The sequence below is a fragment of the Kitasatospora sp. NPDC085895 genome, from assembly GCF_040702125.1.
Taxonomy (GTDB): Bacteria; Actinomycetota; Actinomycetes; order Streptomycetales; family Streptomycetaceae; genus Kitasatospora; species Kitasatospora arboriphila.
Genome location: NZ_JBFBJY010000092.1, coordinates 13,110 through 29,936, shown reverse-complemented (window position 1 = coordinate 29,936; position 16,827 = coordinate 13,110). Strand labels below are relative to the sequence as shown.

Genomic DNA, 16,827 nt, shown 5'->3' with positions numbered 1-16,827 from the left:
TGGTGCCTCCTCGCCCCGCTCGGGGGGGGGGTGGGGGGGGGGCGGGCCCCCCCGGGGGGGCGCCCCGGCCCCCGCGCCGGGGCCGCCCCTCGGGGTGCGCGCGGACTCAGCCGGCATGCGGCTTGGCCTCGATGATCTTCACGCCGGCCCGCTTGCCGTTCGGCAGCTCGTAGGTGGCGTCCTCGCCGACCTTCTTGCCGTTGATGGCGCGGCCGAGCGGCGACTGCGGCGAGTAGATGTCCAGGTCGTCGCCGGCGACCTCGCGCGAGCCGAGCAGGAAGCGCATGGTGTCGTCCTCGTCGCCGTCGAAGGCGACGGTCACGACCATGCCCGGGGCGACGACACCGGAGTCGGCCGGGGCCTCGCCCACCTTGGCGCGCTCCAGCAGCTGGGTGAGCTGGCGGATCCGGGCCTCGTACTTGCCCTGCTCCTCCTTGGCCGCGTGGTAGCCGGCGTTCTCCTTGAGGTCACCCTCCTCGCGCGCCGCCTCGATCTTCTGGGCGATCTCGATGCGCCAGGGGCCGGTCAGGTGCTCCAGCTCGGCCTTGAGCTGGTCGTAGCCGGACTGAGTGAGCCAGGTCACGTCATCGCTGGTCTGGGTCACGGGTGCTCCTCGTCGGTACTGGGCTGTGCTGAGGGTTGTTCGTCAGCAGGTTCGGTCGTAACTACAAAGCAACGCCCGCTCCCGGGCGCGGGGGCTCGGAAGGGGCGAAATCACGAGCCTAACAATTTCCGCCTCCCGGCGGGAGGGGAGCTCGCGGGCACGGCCACGGCAGACTGCCGCGGGGCGGCGGCACTCCGTACGGATGCCCGCCCGTACGCTCGAATATGCGCCGGGGAGGGTGCATGTGCAAAGGGGAATTCCGCCCGGACGGCTCCCCCGGACGGGTGGCGGATCAGCGGCGGGGCGTGCAGCCCAGCAGCTCCGCGGTCACCCCGCGGGCGGTGGTGCGCAGCGTCACCACCTGCGACCAGGTGCTGCCCTCGGCCGGCACCGGGAAGTCGTACTGGCCCACCACGGCCTTGTCCGCGGCCATCGACCGCACCGTGCAGACACCCGCGGTGCCCGACTCCTTGCGGACCGACAGCTGCAGCTGCATCTCGTGGTCGGAGACCGCCTCGAAGGCCGGCACGCTGCCGCTGATCACGCTCTCGCGCAGGATGTACGAGGCGCCCAGCCAGGCCACCACGCCCAGGAACAGCACGCCGCACACCACCGCGGCGATCCGCAGCCGACGGTCCGCCTCGGCGTCGGAGCGGCGGCTGTAGCGGCCCTCCGGCAGGGCGGTGGTCGTACGACTGGGGTCCATGGCCGGCTCGGTCCTTTCGACGAGGCGCGCTCGGGCTGGGGAGGGAATGGAGCGGCTCCTCAGTCCGTCACTATAGAAGGGGCACGTCCGCGCCGGAGGCGGCGGGGGAGCCGACCCGACGAACCGGACATACCTGGAAGGGAACCAGGCGTTGAGCGAGCAGTTGCGACTGATGGCGGTGCACGCGCACCCGGACGACGAGTCCAGCAAGGGCGCCGCCACCACGGCGATGTACGTCGCCCAGGGGGTGGACGTGCTGGTGGCCACCTGCACCGGTGGCGAGCGGGGGTCGATCCTCAACCCCAAGCTGCAGGGCGACGCCTGGGTCGAGGAGAACATCCACGAGGTGCGCCGCAAGGAGATGGACGCCGCCCGGGAGATCCTCGGCGTGCAGCAGGCCTGGCTGGGCTACGTCGACTCCGGGCTGCCCGAGGGCGACCCGCTGCCGCCGCTCCCCGAGGGCTGCTTCGCCCTGGAGGACGTGGACGCGGCGGCCGGCACCCTGGTGCGGCTGATCCGCGAGTTCCGCCCGCACGTGATCACCACGTACGACGAGAACGGCGGGTACCCGCACCCCGACCACATCATGACCCACAAGATCACCATGGTGGCCTTCGACGCCGCCGGCGACCCGGACGCCTACCCGGAGGCCGGCGAGCCCTGGCAGCCGCAGAAGCTGTACTACAACCACGGCTTCCCGATGGGCCGGATCCGCGCCCTGCACGCCTACCTCACCGACAACGGGCACGACTCCCCGTACGGCGAGTGGATCGCCGGCTGGGAGAAGAGCGGCCGCAAGGAGCGCGAGATCACCACCCGCGTGGTCTGCGACGACTACTTCGAGATCCGCGACAAGGCGCTGATCGCGCACGCCACCCAGATCGACCCCGACGGCCCCTGGTTCCGCGTCCCGCTGGACATCCAGCGCGAGGTGTGGCCCACCGAGGACTACGAGCTCGCCCGCTCGCACGTCGACACCGACCTGCCCGAGAACGACCTGTTCGCGGGCCTGCGCAAGTAGCGCGGACCCCCTGCACCACCCCGGTGGCCCGGCCCGTGTAGGGCCGGGCCACCATGGAGAGATGAGCACCCCCGTGAACCTCACCCACCTCGCCGCGGACCTCGCCCTCGACCAGAACAAGGTCACCCCGGGCCTGCTCGGCTTCGTCGTCTTCGCGGCCCTCGGCATCGCCACCTGGTTCCTGCTGAAGTCCATGAACAGCCGCTTCAAGAAGATCGACTTCGCCGAGGAGCCGGAGACCACCGAGGAGTAGTCACACCGGGAGCTGCCGCTCGCCGCCGTCGTCGAAGTACCGGTCGAGGTAGGCGTCGGGCTCCAGCGGGCTGTCCCGCAGCAGCGAGAACACCTCCGCGCCCGGCCCGGGGACGTCCACCGCCTCGTAGCACTGCGCGAGCCCGGTGTACTCGACACCGGTGTCCTCGGCGTACCCGGCCGCCTCCGCCTCGGCCAGCGCGATGGCCCCGGCCGCCGAGGTCGCCCGCCACAGGGTGATCCGCTCCTCGTAGGTACCGCGGCCCGTCCACCGGAACACGCACCGCACGCCGTACCAGCCACTGCTGCCGATCTGTCGTCGCTCCACGACGCGGCAGTGTGTCACCCGCGCGGGGATGCGCAAGGATGGGCCCATGCCGAACCGTCTCGCCGACGCGACCTCGCCGTACCTGCTCCAGCACGCCGACAACCCGGTCGACTGGTGGCCCTGGGGACCCGAGGCCTTCGCCGAGGCCGAGCGACGCGGGGTGCCCGTCCTGCTGAGCGTCGGGTACGCGGCCTGTCACTGGTGCCACGTGATGGCCCACGAGTCCTTCGAGGACGAGGCCGTCGCCGCCTACGCCAACGAGCACTTCGTGGCCGTCAAGGTCGACCGCGAGGAACGGCCCGACGTCGACGCCGTCTACATGGAGGCCGTCCAGGCCGCCACCGGCCAGGGCGGCTGGCCCATGACGGTCTTCCTCACGCCGGACAAGGAACCGTTCTACTTCGGCACCTACTTCCCGCCCGAGCCCCGGCACGGCATGCCCGGCTTCCGGCAGGTCCTGGAGGGCGTCACCGCCGCCTGGCGCGACCGCCGCGAGGAGGTCGGCGAGGTCGCCGGCCGGATCCGCGCCGAACTGCGGGAACGCGCCCGGGTCTACGGCGCCGGCGCCGGCGTGCTGCCCGCCCCCGGCGAGGCCGAACTGCACGCCGCCCTGCTCGAACTCGGCCGCGGCTTCGACGAACGCCGCGGCGGCTTCGGCGGCGCCCCCAAGTTCCCGCCGTCCATGACCGTCGAGTGGCTGCTGCGCCACCACGCCCGCACCGGCTCCGCCGCCGCCCTGGAGATGGCCGCGCGCACCTGCGACGCGATGTCCCGCGGCGGCCTGTACGACCAGCTCGGCGGCGGCTTCGCCCGCTACTCCGTGGACGCCGACTGGGTCGTGCCGCACTTCGAGAAGATGTTGTACGACAACGCCCTGCTGCTGCGCACCTACCTCCACCTGTGGCGCGCCACCGGCGACGCCCGCGCCCGCCGCACCGCACTGGACACCGCCGACTTCCTGCTCCGCGAACTGCGCACCCCCGAGGGCGGCTTCGCCTCCGCCCTGGACGCCGACTCGCCCGACCCGGCCACCGGCACGTCCGCCGAGGGCGCCTACTACGCCTGGACCCCGGAGCAGCTCACCGCCGCCCTCGGCCCCGAGGACGCCGCCCTCGCCGCCGGGATCTTCGAGGTCGCCGGCACCTTCGAGCACGGCAGCTCCGTCCTCCAGCTGCTCACCGACCCCGAAGACCCCGAGGCGTACGAGCGGATCCGCACCCGCCTCTTCGAGGCCCGCGCCGAGCGGCCCGCCCCCGCCCGCGACGACAAGGTCGTCGCCGCCTGGAACGGCCTCGCGATCGCCGCGCTCGCCGAGACCGGCGCCCTGCTGGAGCGCCCCGACCTCGTCGAGGCCGCCGAACGCGCCGCCGACCTGCTGCTCGCCGTCCACCTCACCGCCGACGGCCGGCTGCTGCGCACCTCCCGCGACGGCCGGGCCGGCGCCAACGCCGGCGTCCTGGAGGACTACGCCGACACCGCCGAGGGCTTCCTCGCCCTGTACGCCGTCACCGGCGAGGCCGAGTGGCTCGACCTCGCCGGCGGGCTCCTCGACACCGTCCTCGCCCACTTCACCGACGCCGCCTCCGGCGCCCTCTACGACACCGCCGACGACGCCGAGGAGCTGATCCGGCGCCCGCAGGACCCGACCGACAACGCGACCCCCTCCGGCTGGACGGCCGCCGCCGGCGCACTGCTCGGCTACGCCGCCTACACCGGCTCCGAGCGCCACCGCACCGCCGCCGAGCGGGCCCTCGGCGTGGTCGGCGCGCTCGGCACCCGCGCCCCCCGGTTCATCGGCTGGGGGCTCGCCGTCGCCGAGGCCCTGCTCGACGGCCCGCGCGAGGTCGCCGTGGTCGGCCCGGCCGGCGACCCCGCCACCGCCGAACTGCACCGCACCGCACTGCTCTCCACCGCCCCCGGCGCGGTCGTCGCGGTCGGCGAGGCGGGCAGCAAGGAGGTCCCGCTGCTGGCCGGCCGCCCGCTGCTCGCCGGCCGTCCCGCCGCCTACGTCTGCCGGCGCTTCAGCTGCGACGCCCCCACCGCCGACGCCGCCGAACTCGCGGAGCGCCTCGGCTGATTCGAATGCGCACGGGACGCGGGCCGCGCCAGGATGGGGCATGACCTGGACCCTCACGAACGACCCCGCCGCCCTCCGTACCGAAGCCGGCGCCTTCCTCGCCGCCCACCCGGCCGACAACACCGTGCTGCTCACCCTGCTGGACCGGATCGCCAAGCGCGGCCGGCACGCCTTCGGCGACGGGGACCCGGTGTTCGGCCACTGGCGGGCCGCGCCGGACGGCCCGGTCGCGGGTGTCTTCGCACAGACCCCGCCCTACCCGGTGCGGCTCGGCCGGATGCCCGCCGAGGCGGCCGCCGAGCTCGCCCGGGCCCTGCACGACCGCGGCACGCGGGTACCCGGGGTGGCCGGCGAGCGGGCGGCCGCGGTGGCGTTCGCCCGGGCGTGGCCGCCCGCTGCCGCAGGCGTCGTCCGCGCCGAGACCGCCGTCGACGAGCGGCTCTACCGGCTGGCCGGGCTGGAAGGGCCCTCACCGGTGCCCGCCGGCACCGCGCGGCCCGCCGGGCCCGCCGACCGGGAGCAGCTCGTCGAGTGGAGCGCCGCCTTCCTCGCCGAGATCGGCGAGAGCAACCCGGTCGACCACGGCGCCTACGTCGACGGCCGGCTCGCCGAGGGCGGCCTGCACGTGTGGGAGGACGGCGGCCGCCCCGTCTCCTTCGCCGGCGCCAGCCCGGTGATCGCCGGGATGTCCCGGATCGGCCCGGTCTTCACCCCCGTCGCCCTGCGCGGCCGCGGCTACGCCAGCGGGGTCGTCGCCGCCGCCTCGGCGCACGCCCTGGCGGCCGGCGCCGCCGAGGTGCTGCTTTACACCGACCTCGCCAACCCGGTCAGCAACTCGATCTACCAGAAGCTCGGCTACCGGCCGGTGGCCGACCACGTGGCCTTCGACTTCACGGGCGGCTGACGGGCGGTCAGTCCCAGTCCCAGCCGATGCCGAGCAGGCCGGGCGGCAGGCCGGTCGCCACCGGGTGCACGCTGTGGTGCCCGTCCAGGGTCAGCTCCTCCGACTCGTGCGGCCGCTCGCCCGGCGCCCGGACGGCGAAGCGGTGGCAGCGGACGGGCAGCGCGGCCGGGTCGAAGGTGACCTGGAGGACGTACTGGCCGGCACCGGCGTTGAAGCCGCGGACGTACTCGCAGCTCGGCGTCGGGGACGGCGCGTCGTCGAAGCCGTAGCCGAGCAGGTGGGTGTCACCGGTGCGCAGCCTGCGGTCCAGCAGCAGTTCGGCGACCAGCAGGCCGTGCTCCGGGTCGCGCCGGATCCGGCCCGGCCGGCAGTTCTCCTCGGCGCGCAGCACCACCCGCCCCGGGTCCGCGCCGGGATCGCCCTGGTGGATGGCGAGGTAGCGGTCGACGCCGTCGCGGTGGGCGCGTAGCGCGTGCTGGGAGTCCCGCCGGGCCGGCCGCCGGCGGGCGTCGATCCGGATCCGCTCGACGTGCACCACCGTGTGCAGCCCGGAGTCCTGCGGGCCGCAGATCGCGGCGATCAGCCCGTCCACGGCGCTGCGCGGCCGGATCAGGGCGCGGTACGGCAGGGTGGCCGGCGCGGCCGGCCCGAGGGTGCGTCCCCGGGGCGGCCCGACCGGTCCTCGACCGGCCGGGCCGCCCGTCGGCGTGTCCGGGTGCCCGCCGCGCCGGTGGTCCACTGCGCCGGGTGCCGGCCGTGCGGGCGTTCCGTGTGCGTGCCGCCCTTGTCCGGGGCCGTCGTACGGAGGTTTCGGAGGGGGAGCGTCCGGTCGGCACGAGGTGTTGCCGCAGTGTTGACGCGGAGTTAGCCTCCGGAGGCTCTGAGCATGTCACCGTGGGCGGGGAGGAGCATCTGACGATCTGTCATGTGACGGGAGGCGAGGCGATGGCGCTGCGGAGTGCACGGTTCTGGGGTGCGGTGGTGGTGGTGTCGGCCGCGCTGGCCGTCGTCGTGGGCTACCTGGCCGGCGGGCCGCGGACGGTCTGGATGGTGGCCGCGGTGGAGACGCTGCTGGTGATGGCGCACGTCGGCCGGAAGTTCCGCGCGAAGGCGCACCCCCGGCCGACCGGCGAAGGGCCCGGCGCGGCGCACTGCGAGCGCTGCCGCCGGGCCCAGGAGCGTCTGGAGCTGCGGGCGTCCTCAGCCGGCCGCGCCGTACGCGACCAGTGAGACGCCGACGTACTGGACGATGAACGCGCCGAGGGTGAAGGCGTGGAAGACCTCGTGGAAGCCGAACCAGCGGGGTGAGGGGTTCGGCCGCTTCAGACCGTAGACCACGCCGCCGAGGCTGTAGAGGCCGCCGCCGACGATCATCAGGGTGAGCACCGCGGCGCCGCCGGTGTGCAGGAAGTCCGGCAGGAAGAAGGCCGCGGCCCAGCCGAGCGCCAGGTAGACCGGGGTGTAGAGCCAGCGCGGCGCGCCGACCCAGAACACCCGGAACGCGATGCCGAGCAGCGCTCCGCCCCACACCGCCCAGAGCAGCAGCTGCTGCCGGGCGCCGTCCAGCAGCAGGATGGTGAACGGGGTGTAGGTGCCCGCGATGATCAGGAAGATGTTGGCGTGGTCGAGCCGGCGCAGGATCGCCTCGCCGCGCGGGCCCCAGGTGAAGCGGTGGTAGACCGCGCTCACCCCGAACAGCATCCAGGCGGTCACCGAGTAGATCGCGCACGCCGCCGTGGCGGCCGTCGAGTCGGCCAGGCAGATCAGGACGATCCCGGCCGCCACCGAGGCGGGGAACATGCCGGCGTGGAGCCAGCCGCGCCACTTGGGCTTCAGGGCTTCGCCGGCGGCGGCGAGGTCCGCAGTGAGGTCCGCAGCAGTCATGCGCAGCATCTTACGGAACCGTAGGTTACTGCCAGGTAGTCAGTGGCGATCATCACTTTTGGACATTCTGGAGTGTTACCCACGTCTCAGTGCCGGTCCCGGTGCGGCCGAATCCGACCCATGTCGCCCATTCTCTTGGACATTTCGTAGTAAGGATTTCGGAACGTACTACGAATTGCACCAAAGCGGGGTGGTGTCCGGGGCTACCGTGTAACCACCCTCAAACCCCCGCGATGCCGTCTCCTGGCCGAGATGGTGTGAAACGGAGCGAACGTGTCGCCTCTGAAGTCTGCGCTCGCCGAGTCCGCGCCCACCCGCCACCAGCAGCTGCTGGACTGGGTCGCCGAGATCGCCGAGCTGACCCAGCCCGACCGCATCGAATGGTGCGACGGATCGGAGGAGGAGTACCACCGCCTCGCCGAGCTGCTGGTCGCCCAGGGCACCTTCAAGAAGCTCGACGACGAGAAGCGTCCCAACTCCTTCTACGCCGCCTCCGACCCGACCGACGTCGCCCGTGTCGAGGACCGCACCTACATCTGCTCCGAGAAGGAGGAGGACGCCGGTCCGACCAACAACTGGAAGGCCCCCGCCGAGATGCGGGAGGTCTTCGCGGGCGAGAACGGCCTCTTCCGCGGCTCGATGAAGGGCCGCACGATGTACGTCGTGCCCTTCTCCATGGGCCCGGTCGGCTCCCCGCTGGCCGCGTACGGCGTCGAGATCACCGACTCCGCCTACGTCGCCGTCTCCATGCGCGTGATGACCCGCATGGGCAAGGCCGTGATCGACCAGCTCGGCGAGGACGGCGAGTTCGTCAGGGCCGTGCACACCGTCGGCGCCCCGCTCGCCGAGGGGGAGGCCGACGTCGCCTGGCCGTGCAACTCCACCAAGTACATCTCGCACTTCCCGGAGACCCGCGAGATCTGGTCCTTCGGCTCCGGCTACGGCGGCAACGCCCTGCTCGGCAAGAAGTGCTACGCGCTGCGCATCGCCTCCACCATGGCCCGCGACGAGGGCTGGCTGGCCGAGCACATGCTCGTCCTGAAGCTCACCCCGCCGGTCGGCCCCACGGGCGAGGCGGAGCCGAAGTACATCGCGGCGGCCTTCCCGTCCGCCTGCGGCAAGACCAACCTCGCCATGCTCCAGCCCACCATCCCGGGCTGGAAGGTCGAGACGATCGGCGACGACATCGCCTGGATGCGCTTCGGCGCCGACGGCCGCCTCTACGCCATCAACCCCGAGGCCGGCTTCTTCGGCGTCGCCCCCGGCACCGGCGTGGACACCAACGCCAACGCCATCGACACCCTCTGGGGCAACACCGTCTTCACCAACGTCGCGCTCACCGACGACGGCGACGTGTGGTGGGAGGGCCTCACCGAGCAGCCCCCGGCGCACCTGACCGACTGGCGCGGCAACGACTGGACCCCGGAGTCCGGCACCCCCGCCGCCCACCCGAACGCCCGGTTCGCCGTCCCGGCCGCGCAGTGCCCGACGATCGCCCCCGAGTGGGAGGACCAGGCCGGCGTCCCGATCTCGGCCATCCTCTTCGGCGGCCGCCGCGCCACCGCCGTCCCGCTGGTCACCGAGTCCTTCGACTGGCAGCACGGCGTCTTCCTCGGCGCCAACATCGCCTCCGAGAAGACCGCCGCCCAGGAGGGCACCGTCGGCGAGCTGCGCCGCGACCCGTTCGCGATGCTGCCGTTCTGCGGCTACAACATGGGCGACTACTTCGCCCACTGGCTGAAGATCGGCGCCGAGGCCGACGCCTCGAAGCTCCCGAAGATCTACTACGTCAACTGGTTCCGCAAGAACAGCGACGGCAAGTTCATCTGGCCGGGCTTCGGCGAGAACAGCCGCGTGCTCAAGTGGATCGTGGAGCGCCTGGAGGGCACCGGCAAGGGCGTCGAGACCCCGATCGGCGTGCTGCCCGAGGTCGAGGGCTTCGACCTCACCGGCCTCGACATCCCGCAGTCCGACCTCGACCTGCTGTTCTCCGTGGACGCCGACATCTGGCGCCAGGAGGCCGCGCTGGTCCCGGCCCACCTGGAGATGTTCGGCGAGCACACGCCGACCGAGCTCTGGGACGAGTACCGCGCGCTGGTGAAGCGCCTGGGCTGACGCCCGGGTTTGAGGGAGCGCCGCCCCTCCTCCTCACCGGGGGGCGGCGCTGCTCGAACGCTTCGCCCTGACGGGCAGGCCAAGAGGGGCGCATGGGGTATCCCCACGCGCCCCTCTTGGCTTGTGTCGAGCGTCCGTTCGCCGTTACGGCTGAGCGTAGCCGCTCAGGAACTCGCCGATGCGGGTGACGGCGTCGGCGATGTCCTCCGGGCGGGGCAGGGTGACCAGCCGGAAGTGGTCCGGGTCGGGCCAGTTGAAGCCGGTGCCCTGGACGACCAGGATGCGCTGGGACCGCAGCAGGTCCAGCACCATCTGCGCGTCGTCCTTGATCTTGTACACCTGCGGGTCCAGCCGCGGGAACGCGTACAGCGCACCCTTGGGCTTCACGCAGCTGATGCCCGGGATCTCGTTCAGCAGCCGGTACGCGGTGTCCCGGGACTCCAGCAGCCGGCCGCCCGGCAGCACCAGGTCCTTGATCGACTGTCGGCCGCCGAGCGCCGCGGCCACCGCGTGCTGCGCCGGCATGTTGGCGCACAGCCGCATCGAGGCGAGCACGGTGAGCCCCTCGATGTAGCTGGCGGCCCGGTGCCGGTCGCCGGAGAGCACCATCCACCCGGAGCGGAAGCCCGCGACCCGGTACGCCTTGGACATGCCGTTGAAGGTGACGCAGAAGAGGTCCGGCGCGAGCGTGGCCAGCGGCACGTGCTCGGCGTCGTCGTAGAGGATCTTGTCGTAGATCTCGTCCGCGTAGACCACCAGCTTGTTCCGGCGGGCGATCTCGACGATCCCCTCCAGCACCTCGCGCGGGTAGACCGCGCCGGTGGGGTTGTTCGGGTTGATCACCACGATGGCCCGCGTCCGGTCGGTGACCTTGGCCTCGATGTCGGCGAGGTCCGGGTACCACTCGGACTGCTCGTCGCAGCGGTAGTGCACGGCGGTGCCGCCGGCCAGCGAGACGGAGGCCGTCCACAGCGGGTAGTCCGGGGCGGGGACGAGCACCTCGTCGCCGTCGTCGAGCAGCGCGGTCATCGCCAGCTGGATCAGCTCGGAGACGCCGTTGCCGAGGAAGACGTCCTCGACCGAGAGGCCGTGCAGGCCGCGCTCCTCGTAGTGCATCACGACGGCCCGGCGGGCGGAGAGCAGGCCCTTGGAGTCGCCGTAGCCGTGCGCGGAGGAGAGGTTCTTCAGGATGTCCTGGAGGATCTCCGGCGGCGCCTCGAAGCCGAAGGCGGCGGGATTGCCGGTGTTCAGCTTGAGGATGCGATGGCCCTGGTCCTCCAGCCGCATCGCCTCGTCGAGCACCGGGCCGCGGATGTCGTAGCAGACATTGGCGAGCTTGCTGGACTGGATGACCTGCATGCCTGCCTACTTTACGGCGCCGTTACGGGGATCATCACGTGTTCCACGCCACAGACCGCACCGGCTGCGCGAGGATCGCGCCAGGATCGGGAGGACCGACGAGGGGGCGGGATGATCGAGCCATGGGCCGGTGCGCTGCTCGGGCTGGCCGCCGCGCCGCTGCTGCGCGCCGTCGCGGTGCGCCATGCGGTGCCGTACGGGGAGCCGTTGCGGCAGTGCTGTCCGGCGGGCAGGTGGGGGAGGTGGCCGACCGGCCGCTGCGCGGGCTGCGGTGAGGCCGCGGCCGGGCCGCGGCCGGGCGCGGTGGAGGCGGTGGCGGTGGCGGTCGGGGCCGCGCTGGGCACGGCGGCGGACGCCGGCAGCGCCCCGCTGTTCTGCTGGGTGGGCCTGTTCGGGGTGGTGCTCGGCTTCGTCGACGCGGCGGTGCTGCGGCTGCCGGACGCACTGACCCTGCCGCTGTTCGCCGGGACGGCGGTGCTGCTGCCGCTCGCCGACCACCGGCCGGCGGTGCTGCTGCGCTGCCTGCTGGCGGCCGCCGCACTCGGTCTGCTGTACGGCGGGCTCGCCCTGCTGCTGCCGATCGGCCTCGGCGACGCCAAGCTGGCGCCGAGCCTCGGCGCGGTGCTCGGCCTGTACGGCTGGGGCGCGGTGGCCGGCGGGGTCTTCGCCGCCTTCCTGCTCGGCGGGGTCTGGGGGGCCGTTCTGCTGCTGACCCGGCGGGCCGGCCGCGGGGACGCCCTGCCGTTCGGGCCGCCGCTGCTGGCCGGGGCCCTGCTCGCGGTGCTGGCCGCGGCCTGACGGCCCGTCCGCGTCCGGCGCGCCGGGCCCGGCCCGGACATGGGCGGAGCCCGCCGTACCCCAGCAGTACGGCGGGCTCCTGAGCGACGCGCCGGCCCCCACCCTCAGGAGGCGGCGCGCCCCGTGCGGGTCACGGCATCGCGTGGGCGTGGGCGCCCACGTTGGTGGAGAAGTCGTTGCCGTTCTTGAGGTCCCAGTTGGTGGACCAGGTCATCGCGCCGCGGATGGTCGGCCACTTCGCCGGCGGGACGAAGCTGCCGCAGTGGGTGCCGGTGGCGAGGCAGTCCAGCGCGTTGTTGACCACGGTGGAGTTGACGTAGCCGCCGCCCGCCGCCTGGCTGGACGCCGGGACGCCGATGCCGACCTGGTCGGGCCGCAGGCCGCCCTGGATGTGGGTGCAGACCTGGGCGGTGATGAAGTCGATCGTGCCCTGGGTGTAGACCTTGCCGTCGCAGCCGTTCATGCCGCCCGAGTTGTAGAACTGGGTGTTGACGACGGTCAGGATGTCCTTGGTGTTGAGCGCCAGCTGGAAGTAGGCACCGGCGGTGCTGTACATCCCGATGGTCTCCGGGGCCATGGTCAGGACGAAGTTCGCGCCGACCTTGGACTGCAGGGTGTGCAGCGCCTGCGACATGTACGTCGGGTCGACGCCGTTCTCCAGGTCGATGTCGACGCCGTCGAAGCCGTACTGCTGGACCAGCGCGTAGGCGGTGTTGGCGAAGTTGGCCGCCGCGGAGGCGTTGGCGACGCTGATCGCGCCGTTCTGGCCGCCGACCGAGAGGACGACGCGCTTGCCGGCCGCGTGCTTGGCGGCGATGTCCGCCTTGAAGTCGGCGTCGGTGTAGCCGCCGAGCTTGGACGAGAGCGCCGGGTCCAGGGTGAAGCTGATCGCGCCGGGCGTGCCCGTCGCGTCGGCGAAGGAGACCGCGATGATGTCGTACGCGCTCTGCACGTCGCGCAGCTTCTGCACCGGCGCGCCGTTGTCGAAGTTCTGCCAGTAGCCGGTCAGCACGTGCTTGGGCAGGTTGCCGTTCGGCGGCGTCGGCGAGGAGGTCGGGCTCGACGTCGGGCTGGAGGTCGGCGAGCTCGTCGGCGAGGAGGTCGGGGACGAGGTCGGCGAGGACGTCGGCGAGGCGGAGGTGCTCGGCTTCGCGGAGGTCGGGGTGCCGGTCGGGGTGGCGGTGCCGCCCGGGCCGGTCAGCGTGATGTCGTCCGCGTTGTAGGCGCCCTGGCCGTACCAGCCGTGCACGTAGAGCGTGATGCTGTTGGTGCTCGCGCCGGTGGTGAAGGTGGTGGACAGCTGGTTCCAGCTGCTCTGGCTGGACCAGGTCGAGGGGTCGGTCGAGCCGGTGCCGCGGGCGCCCAGGTAGACGTACGGGCCCTGCACGAAGCCGGCCAGGGTGTAGCTGGTGTTCGGCAGCACGCTGACGGTCTGGGTGCACTCGGCGGTGTCGGCGCTGCTCGGCGCGGCGGTCAGCGCGTAGGAGCCGGCGTGCACCGGGGAGGAGACGGCGCTCGCGGTGCCGGTGCAGGTCCAGCCGGACAGGTTGCCGGCCTCGAAACCGCCGTTGGTGACCAGGTTGCCGACGGCGGCGCCGGCCCCGCCGGCGGTCAGCGCCAGGCCGGCGCCGGCCAGGGCGAGGGCCGTGGTGCCGGCGGCGACTGCGGCCGGGAGCTTGGAGCGGCGCCGCCGGTGGGACGGCTGCGCGAGGTGACGGGCCATGGGCGGGCTCCTGGAAGGAAGGAAGGGGGGAGCCGCCGCGGTGGGGGGCGCGGCGGCTCCGCGTGGGGGAGGGACGGCTGGGGCCGCGGAGGTACGGGAAGGGCTCCGGTGTGCCCTCGCTCACAAGCTGGACTAGACCAATGCCGGGCGTCAAGAAGCGGACGGCGGCTTTACGCCGTCTTACGGCTGGCTTAAGGAAGCGGAGACCGGATCGTGTCCGAGCGGCCCGCTTCGCCCCGGGACGCTCCCGGGGCGAAGCCGTGACCCCATCGGTACCTGCGGCTTTACCTCCACGCACACCGCCGGAGTAGGCTGCGCCAGGTATTCCGCACCAGGTGGGCGAGCGGCGAACCAGCACGGAGGGGCCGAGGAACATGGGTCTGCGCGATGTCGTCGAGCGCACGCCGGGTCTGCGCACCCTGTTGGACAACGCCTACCGGCTGTACGGCCGGCGGGTCGAGGTCCACCTCGACAACACCCCCCGCCACATCGGCGTGATCCTCGACGGCAACCGCCGCTGGGCGAAGGCCACCGGCGGCACCACCGCCCAGGGCCACCAGCGCGGCGCCGACAAGATCGCCGAGTTCCTCGGCTGGTGCGACGAGACCCACGTCAAGGTCGTCACCCTGTGGATGCTCTCCACCGACAACCTCTCCCGGCCCGCCGAGGAGCTCGTCCCGCTGCTCGGCATCATCGAGGACGCCGTCCGCGGCCTCGCCGAGGCCCGCCGCTGGCGGATCAACCCGGTCGGCGCGCTCGACCTGCTGCCCCCGCGCACCTCCCAGGTCCTCAAGGAGGCGGCCCACGACACCGCCCACATCGAGGGCGTCACCGTCAACGTCGCGATCGGCTACGGCGGCCGCCGCGAGATCGCCGACGCCGTCCGCTCGCTGCTCCAGGAGCACGCCGACCGCGGCACCTCGATCGAGCAGCTCGCCGAGATCCTCGACGTCGAGCACATCGCCGAGCACCTCTACACCAAGGGCCAGCCCGACCCCGACCTGGTCATCCGCACCTCGGGCGAGCAGCGGCTCTCCGGCTTCCTGCTCTGGCAGAGCGCCCACAGCGAGTTCTACTTCTGCGAGGCGTACTGGCCGGCCTTCCGCAAGGTCGACTTCCTGCGGGCGCTGCGCGACTTCCAGCTGCGCAACCGCCGCATGGGCCTCTGAGCCCCTCGACCGGACGGCACTGACGCCGGGTCAAACGAAATACCCGCAGGCCACGACCCCAAAACGTGCTCCTGTTGTGACCCCCGAGTTCACGCCCGGGGGTATGCAGGGGCCACCACCGGGGCATATACCGGTCAGACCGGTACCCCGGCCACCGGGGTCGCGGGGACCGGTGAGCCGCGGGTGACGCTGGGTCATCCGCTCTGGAGGCCTAGTGGTCAGTTCCAAGAGCCGCCGGACACCAGACCGGCGCACGTACGTTCTCGACACCAGCGTGCTCCTGGCGGACCCGCTCGCCATGAGCCGCTTCGAGGAGCACGAGGTCGTCCTGCCGGTGGTCGTGGTCACCGAGCTGGAGGCCAAGCGGCACCACCCGGAGCTGGGCTACTTCGCCCGCCAGGCGCTGCGCCTCCTCGACGACTACCGGATCCGCCACGGCCGGCTCGACGAGCCGATCCCGGTCGGCGAGCTCGGCGGCACCATCCGGGTCGAGCTGAACCACTCCGACCCGTCGATCCTGCCGGCCGGCTACCGCGCCGGCGGCGGCGAGGCCGACACCCGCATCCTGGCGGTCGCGCGGAACCTGCAGGCCGAGGGGTACGACGTCACCGTCGTCTCCAAGGACCTCCCGCTGCGGATCAAGGCCAGCTCGGTCGGCCTGCTCGCCGAGGAGTACCGGGCCGAGCTCGCGATCACCTCCGGGTGGACGGGCATGACGGAGCTGCACATCCCCGGCGACCAGGTCGACGCGCTCTTCGGCGCGCCGCACGACGCCGCGGTGGACGTCGACGGCGCCGCCGAACTCCCGGTGCACACCGGGCTCGTCCTGCAGTCGGAGCGCGGCAAGGCCCTCGGCCGGGTCACCCACGACGGGCGGGTGCGCCTGGTGCGCGGCGACCGCGAGGCGTTCGGCCTGCGCGGCCGCAGCGCCGAGCAGCGGGTCGCCCTCGACCTGCTGCTCGACCCCGAGGTCGGCATCGTCTCGATGGGCGGCCGGGCCGGCACCGGCAAGTCGGCACTGGCACTGTGCGCCGGCCTGGAGGCCGTGCTGGAGCGCCGGCAGCACCGCAAGGTGATGGTGTTCCGCCCGCTGTACGCCGTCGGCGGCCAGGAGCTCGGCTACCTGCCGGGCAGCGAGGCCGAGAAGATGGGCCCGTGGGCGCAGGCCGTCTTCGACACCCTCTCCGCGGTCACCACCCCGGACGTGGTCGAGGAGGTCATCTCCCGCGGGATGCTGGAGGTCCTGCCGCTCACCCACATCCGCGGCCGGTCGCTGCACGACGCCTTCGTGATCGTGGACGAGGCGCAGTCGCTGGAACGGAACGTCCTGCTGACGGTGCTGTCCCGGATCGGCCAGGGCTCGCGGGTGGTCCTCACCCACGACGTCGCCCAGCGCGACAACCTGCGGGTCGGCCGGTACGACGGCGTGGTCGCGGTGGTCGAGAAGCTGAAGGGGCATCCGCTGTTCGCCCACATCACGCTGACCCGCTCCGAGCGCTCGCCGATCGCCGCCCTCGTCACCGAGATGCTGGAGGACATCCAGCCGTAGGAACGGCAGTGACAAAAGCGGACAAATCAGTATGAATGACCGTCAAGGGGCCTGCCGCATACCGGCAGGCCCCTCGATCTGTCACCGGGTCCGACGGGTCGTCGACGACCTTTCGGGCAAACGCCCAGCTCGCGAAGATTGTGAGATCCGCCACGCAACCGGGAATTGCGTAGACACGTCCCGGTGCGGCATGGTGAGGGTTCTGTCAGGCCCCGCGTACGGCAGAATCACGCCCGGCAACTCCGGTCGGCGGGCACACAACTGAACACCGATGAGTCGTACGCCGCCCGTTCACCACGCCGTTCCGAGCCCGCTCGGCCCGGCAGCCGGGCCAGTGT

16 protein-coding genes are annotated in these 16,827 nt (G+C 72.6%); 9 read left to right on the top strand and 7 right to left on the bottom strand.

From position 1 onward, the window contains the following. Window positions 1-106 precede the first annotated feature (106 nt). Both greA and AB0442_RS35790 read right to left on the bottom strand, forming a co-directional pair. Window positions 107-604: a transcription elongation factor GreA gene (greA, locus tag AB0442_RS35795; protein WP_363541333.1), complete on the bottom strand. Its 498-nt coding sequence runs from the start codon at window positions 602-604 to the stop codon at window positions 107-109. A gap of 292 nt (window positions 605-896) precedes the next feature. Further along, a complete protein-coding gene (locus AB0442_RS35790) occupies window positions 897-1,310 on the bottom strand; it encodes a DUF4307 domain-containing protein (protein ID WP_363541332.1) in 414 nt (137 codons plus the stop codon). Between the two features lie 151 nt (window positions 1,311-1,461). Between AB0442_RS35790 and mca the strand changes: the two genes are divergently transcribed. Beyond that, the gene (gene mca, locus AB0442_RS35785) at window positions 1,462-2,331 is read left to right on the top strand and encodes a mycothiol conjugate amidase Mca (protein WP_344625802.1); all 870 of its coding nucleotides are present in this window, start codon (window positions 1,462-1,464) and stop codon (window positions 2,329-2,331) included. A gap of 61 nt (window positions 2,332-2,392) precedes the next feature. Continuing rightward, window positions 2,393-2,584, top strand: coding sequence for a hypothetical protein (locus tag AB0442_RS35780; RefSeq protein ID WP_030273631.1), 192 nt, complete (start codon window positions 2,393-2,395; stop codon window positions 2,582-2,584). Here AB0442_RS35780 and AB0442_RS35775 read toward each other — a convergent pair whose 3' ends face one another. Then, complete coding sequence (locus tag AB0442_RS35775) at window positions 2,585-2,911, bottom strand: hypothetical protein (RefSeq protein WP_366167725.1); 327 nt, start codon at window positions 2,909-2,911, stop codon at window positions 2,585-2,587. It lies immediately after the preceding gene. Window positions 2,912-2,957: 46 nt separating this feature from the next. Here AB0442_RS35775 and AB0442_RS35770 point away from each other — a divergent pair, with 46 nt between their 5' ends. Together AB0442_RS35770 and AB0442_RS35765 are read left to right on the top strand one after the other, a co-directional pair. Continuing rightward, entirely contained in the window at window positions 2,958-4,988 is a 2,031-nt protein-coding gene (locus tag AB0442_RS35770; RefSeq protein ID WP_366167724.1) for a thioredoxin domain-containing protein, read from the top strand. A gap of 40 nt (window positions 4,989-5,028) precedes the next feature. Beyond that, window positions 5,029-5,892, top strand: a complete 864-nt coding sequence (locus tag AB0442_RS35765; RefSeq protein ID WP_366167723.1) for a GNAT family N-acetyltransferase — start codon at window positions 5,029-5,031, stop codon at window positions 5,890-5,892. Between the two features lie 7 nt (window positions 5,893-5,899). Here AB0442_RS35765 and AB0442_RS35760 read toward each other — a convergent pair whose 3' ends face one another. Then, on the bottom strand, window positions 5,900-6,631 hold the full coding sequence (locus tag AB0442_RS35760) for a hypothetical protein (protein WP_366167722.1): 732 nt from the start codon (window positions 6,629-6,631) through the stop codon (window positions 5,900-5,902). A 188-nt stretch (window positions 6,632-6,819) separates the two neighbouring features. Between AB0442_RS35760 and AB0442_RS35755 the strand changes: the two genes are divergently transcribed. After that, window positions 6,820-7,122: a hypothetical protein gene (locus AB0442_RS35755; protein WP_366167721.1), complete on the top strand. Its 303-nt coding sequence runs from the start codon at window positions 6,820-6,822 to the stop codon at window positions 7,120-7,122. On the opposite strand, the gene AB0442_RS35750 is transcribed toward AB0442_RS35755, so the two are convergent. Continuing rightward, window positions 7,093-7,776 (bottom strand): hemolysin III family protein, encoded by a 684-nt coding sequence (locus AB0442_RS35750; protein ID WP_366167720.1) that lies wholly within the window; start codon window positions 7,774-7,776, stop codon window positions 7,093-7,095. The two genes, AB0442_RS35755 and AB0442_RS35750, sit on opposite strands and share 30 nt — an antisense overlap. Window positions 7,777-8,049: 273 nt before the next feature. Here AB0442_RS35750 and AB0442_RS35745 point away from each other — a divergent pair, with 273 nt between their 5' ends. Next, window positions 8,050-9,891 carry a phosphoenolpyruvate carboxykinase (GTP) gene (locus AB0442_RS35745; RefSeq protein WP_366167719.1) on the top strand — a complete coding sequence of 614 codons (1,842 nt, stop codon included), beginning with the start codon at window positions 8,050-8,052 and terminating at the stop codon, window positions 9,889-9,891. Window positions 9,892-10,035: 144 nt separating this feature from the next. Here AB0442_RS35745 and AB0442_RS35740 read toward each other — a convergent pair whose 3' ends face one another. Continuing rightward, window positions 10,036-11,250 carry a pyridoxal phosphate-dependent aminotransferase gene (locus AB0442_RS35740; RefSeq protein WP_366167718.1) on the bottom strand — a complete coding sequence of 405 codons (1,215 nt, stop codon included), beginning with the start codon at window positions 11,248-11,250 and terminating at the stop codon, window positions 10,036-10,038. Window positions 11,251-11,361: 111 nt separating this feature from the next. Here AB0442_RS35740 and AB0442_RS35735 point away from each other — a divergent pair, with 111 nt between their 5' ends. Then, window positions 11,362-12,048: a prepilin peptidase gene (locus AB0442_RS35735; protein WP_366167717.1), complete on the top strand. Its 687-nt coding sequence runs from the start codon at window positions 11,362-11,364 to the stop codon at window positions 12,046-12,048. 130 nt (window positions 12,049-12,178) lie between these two features. Here the strand turns inward: AB0442_RS35735 and AB0442_RS35730 are convergent, their stop codons facing one another. After that, on the bottom strand, window positions 12,179-13,771 hold the full coding sequence (locus AB0442_RS35730; RefSeq protein WP_366167716.1) for a glycosyl hydrolase family 18 protein: 1,593 nt from the start codon (window positions 13,769-13,771) through the stop codon (window positions 12,179-12,181). A 374-nt stretch (window positions 13,772-14,145) separates the two neighbouring features. Here AB0442_RS35730 and AB0442_RS35725 point away from each other — a divergent pair, with 374 nt between their 5' ends. Together AB0442_RS35725 and AB0442_RS35720 are read left to right on the top strand one after the other, a co-directional pair. Continuing rightward, window positions 14,146-14,940, top strand: coding sequence for an isoprenyl transferase (locus AB0442_RS35725; RefSeq protein ID WP_344625815.1), 795 nt, complete (start codon window positions 14,146-14,148; stop codon window positions 14,938-14,940). A gap of 214 nt (window positions 14,941-15,154) precedes the next feature. Then, window positions 15,155-16,489, top strand: a complete 1,335-nt coding sequence (locus tag AB0442_RS35720; RefSeq protein ID WP_363541315.1) for a PhoH family protein — start codon at window positions 15,155-15,157, stop codon at window positions 16,487-16,489. Window positions 16,490-16,827 lie beyond the last annotated feature (338 nt).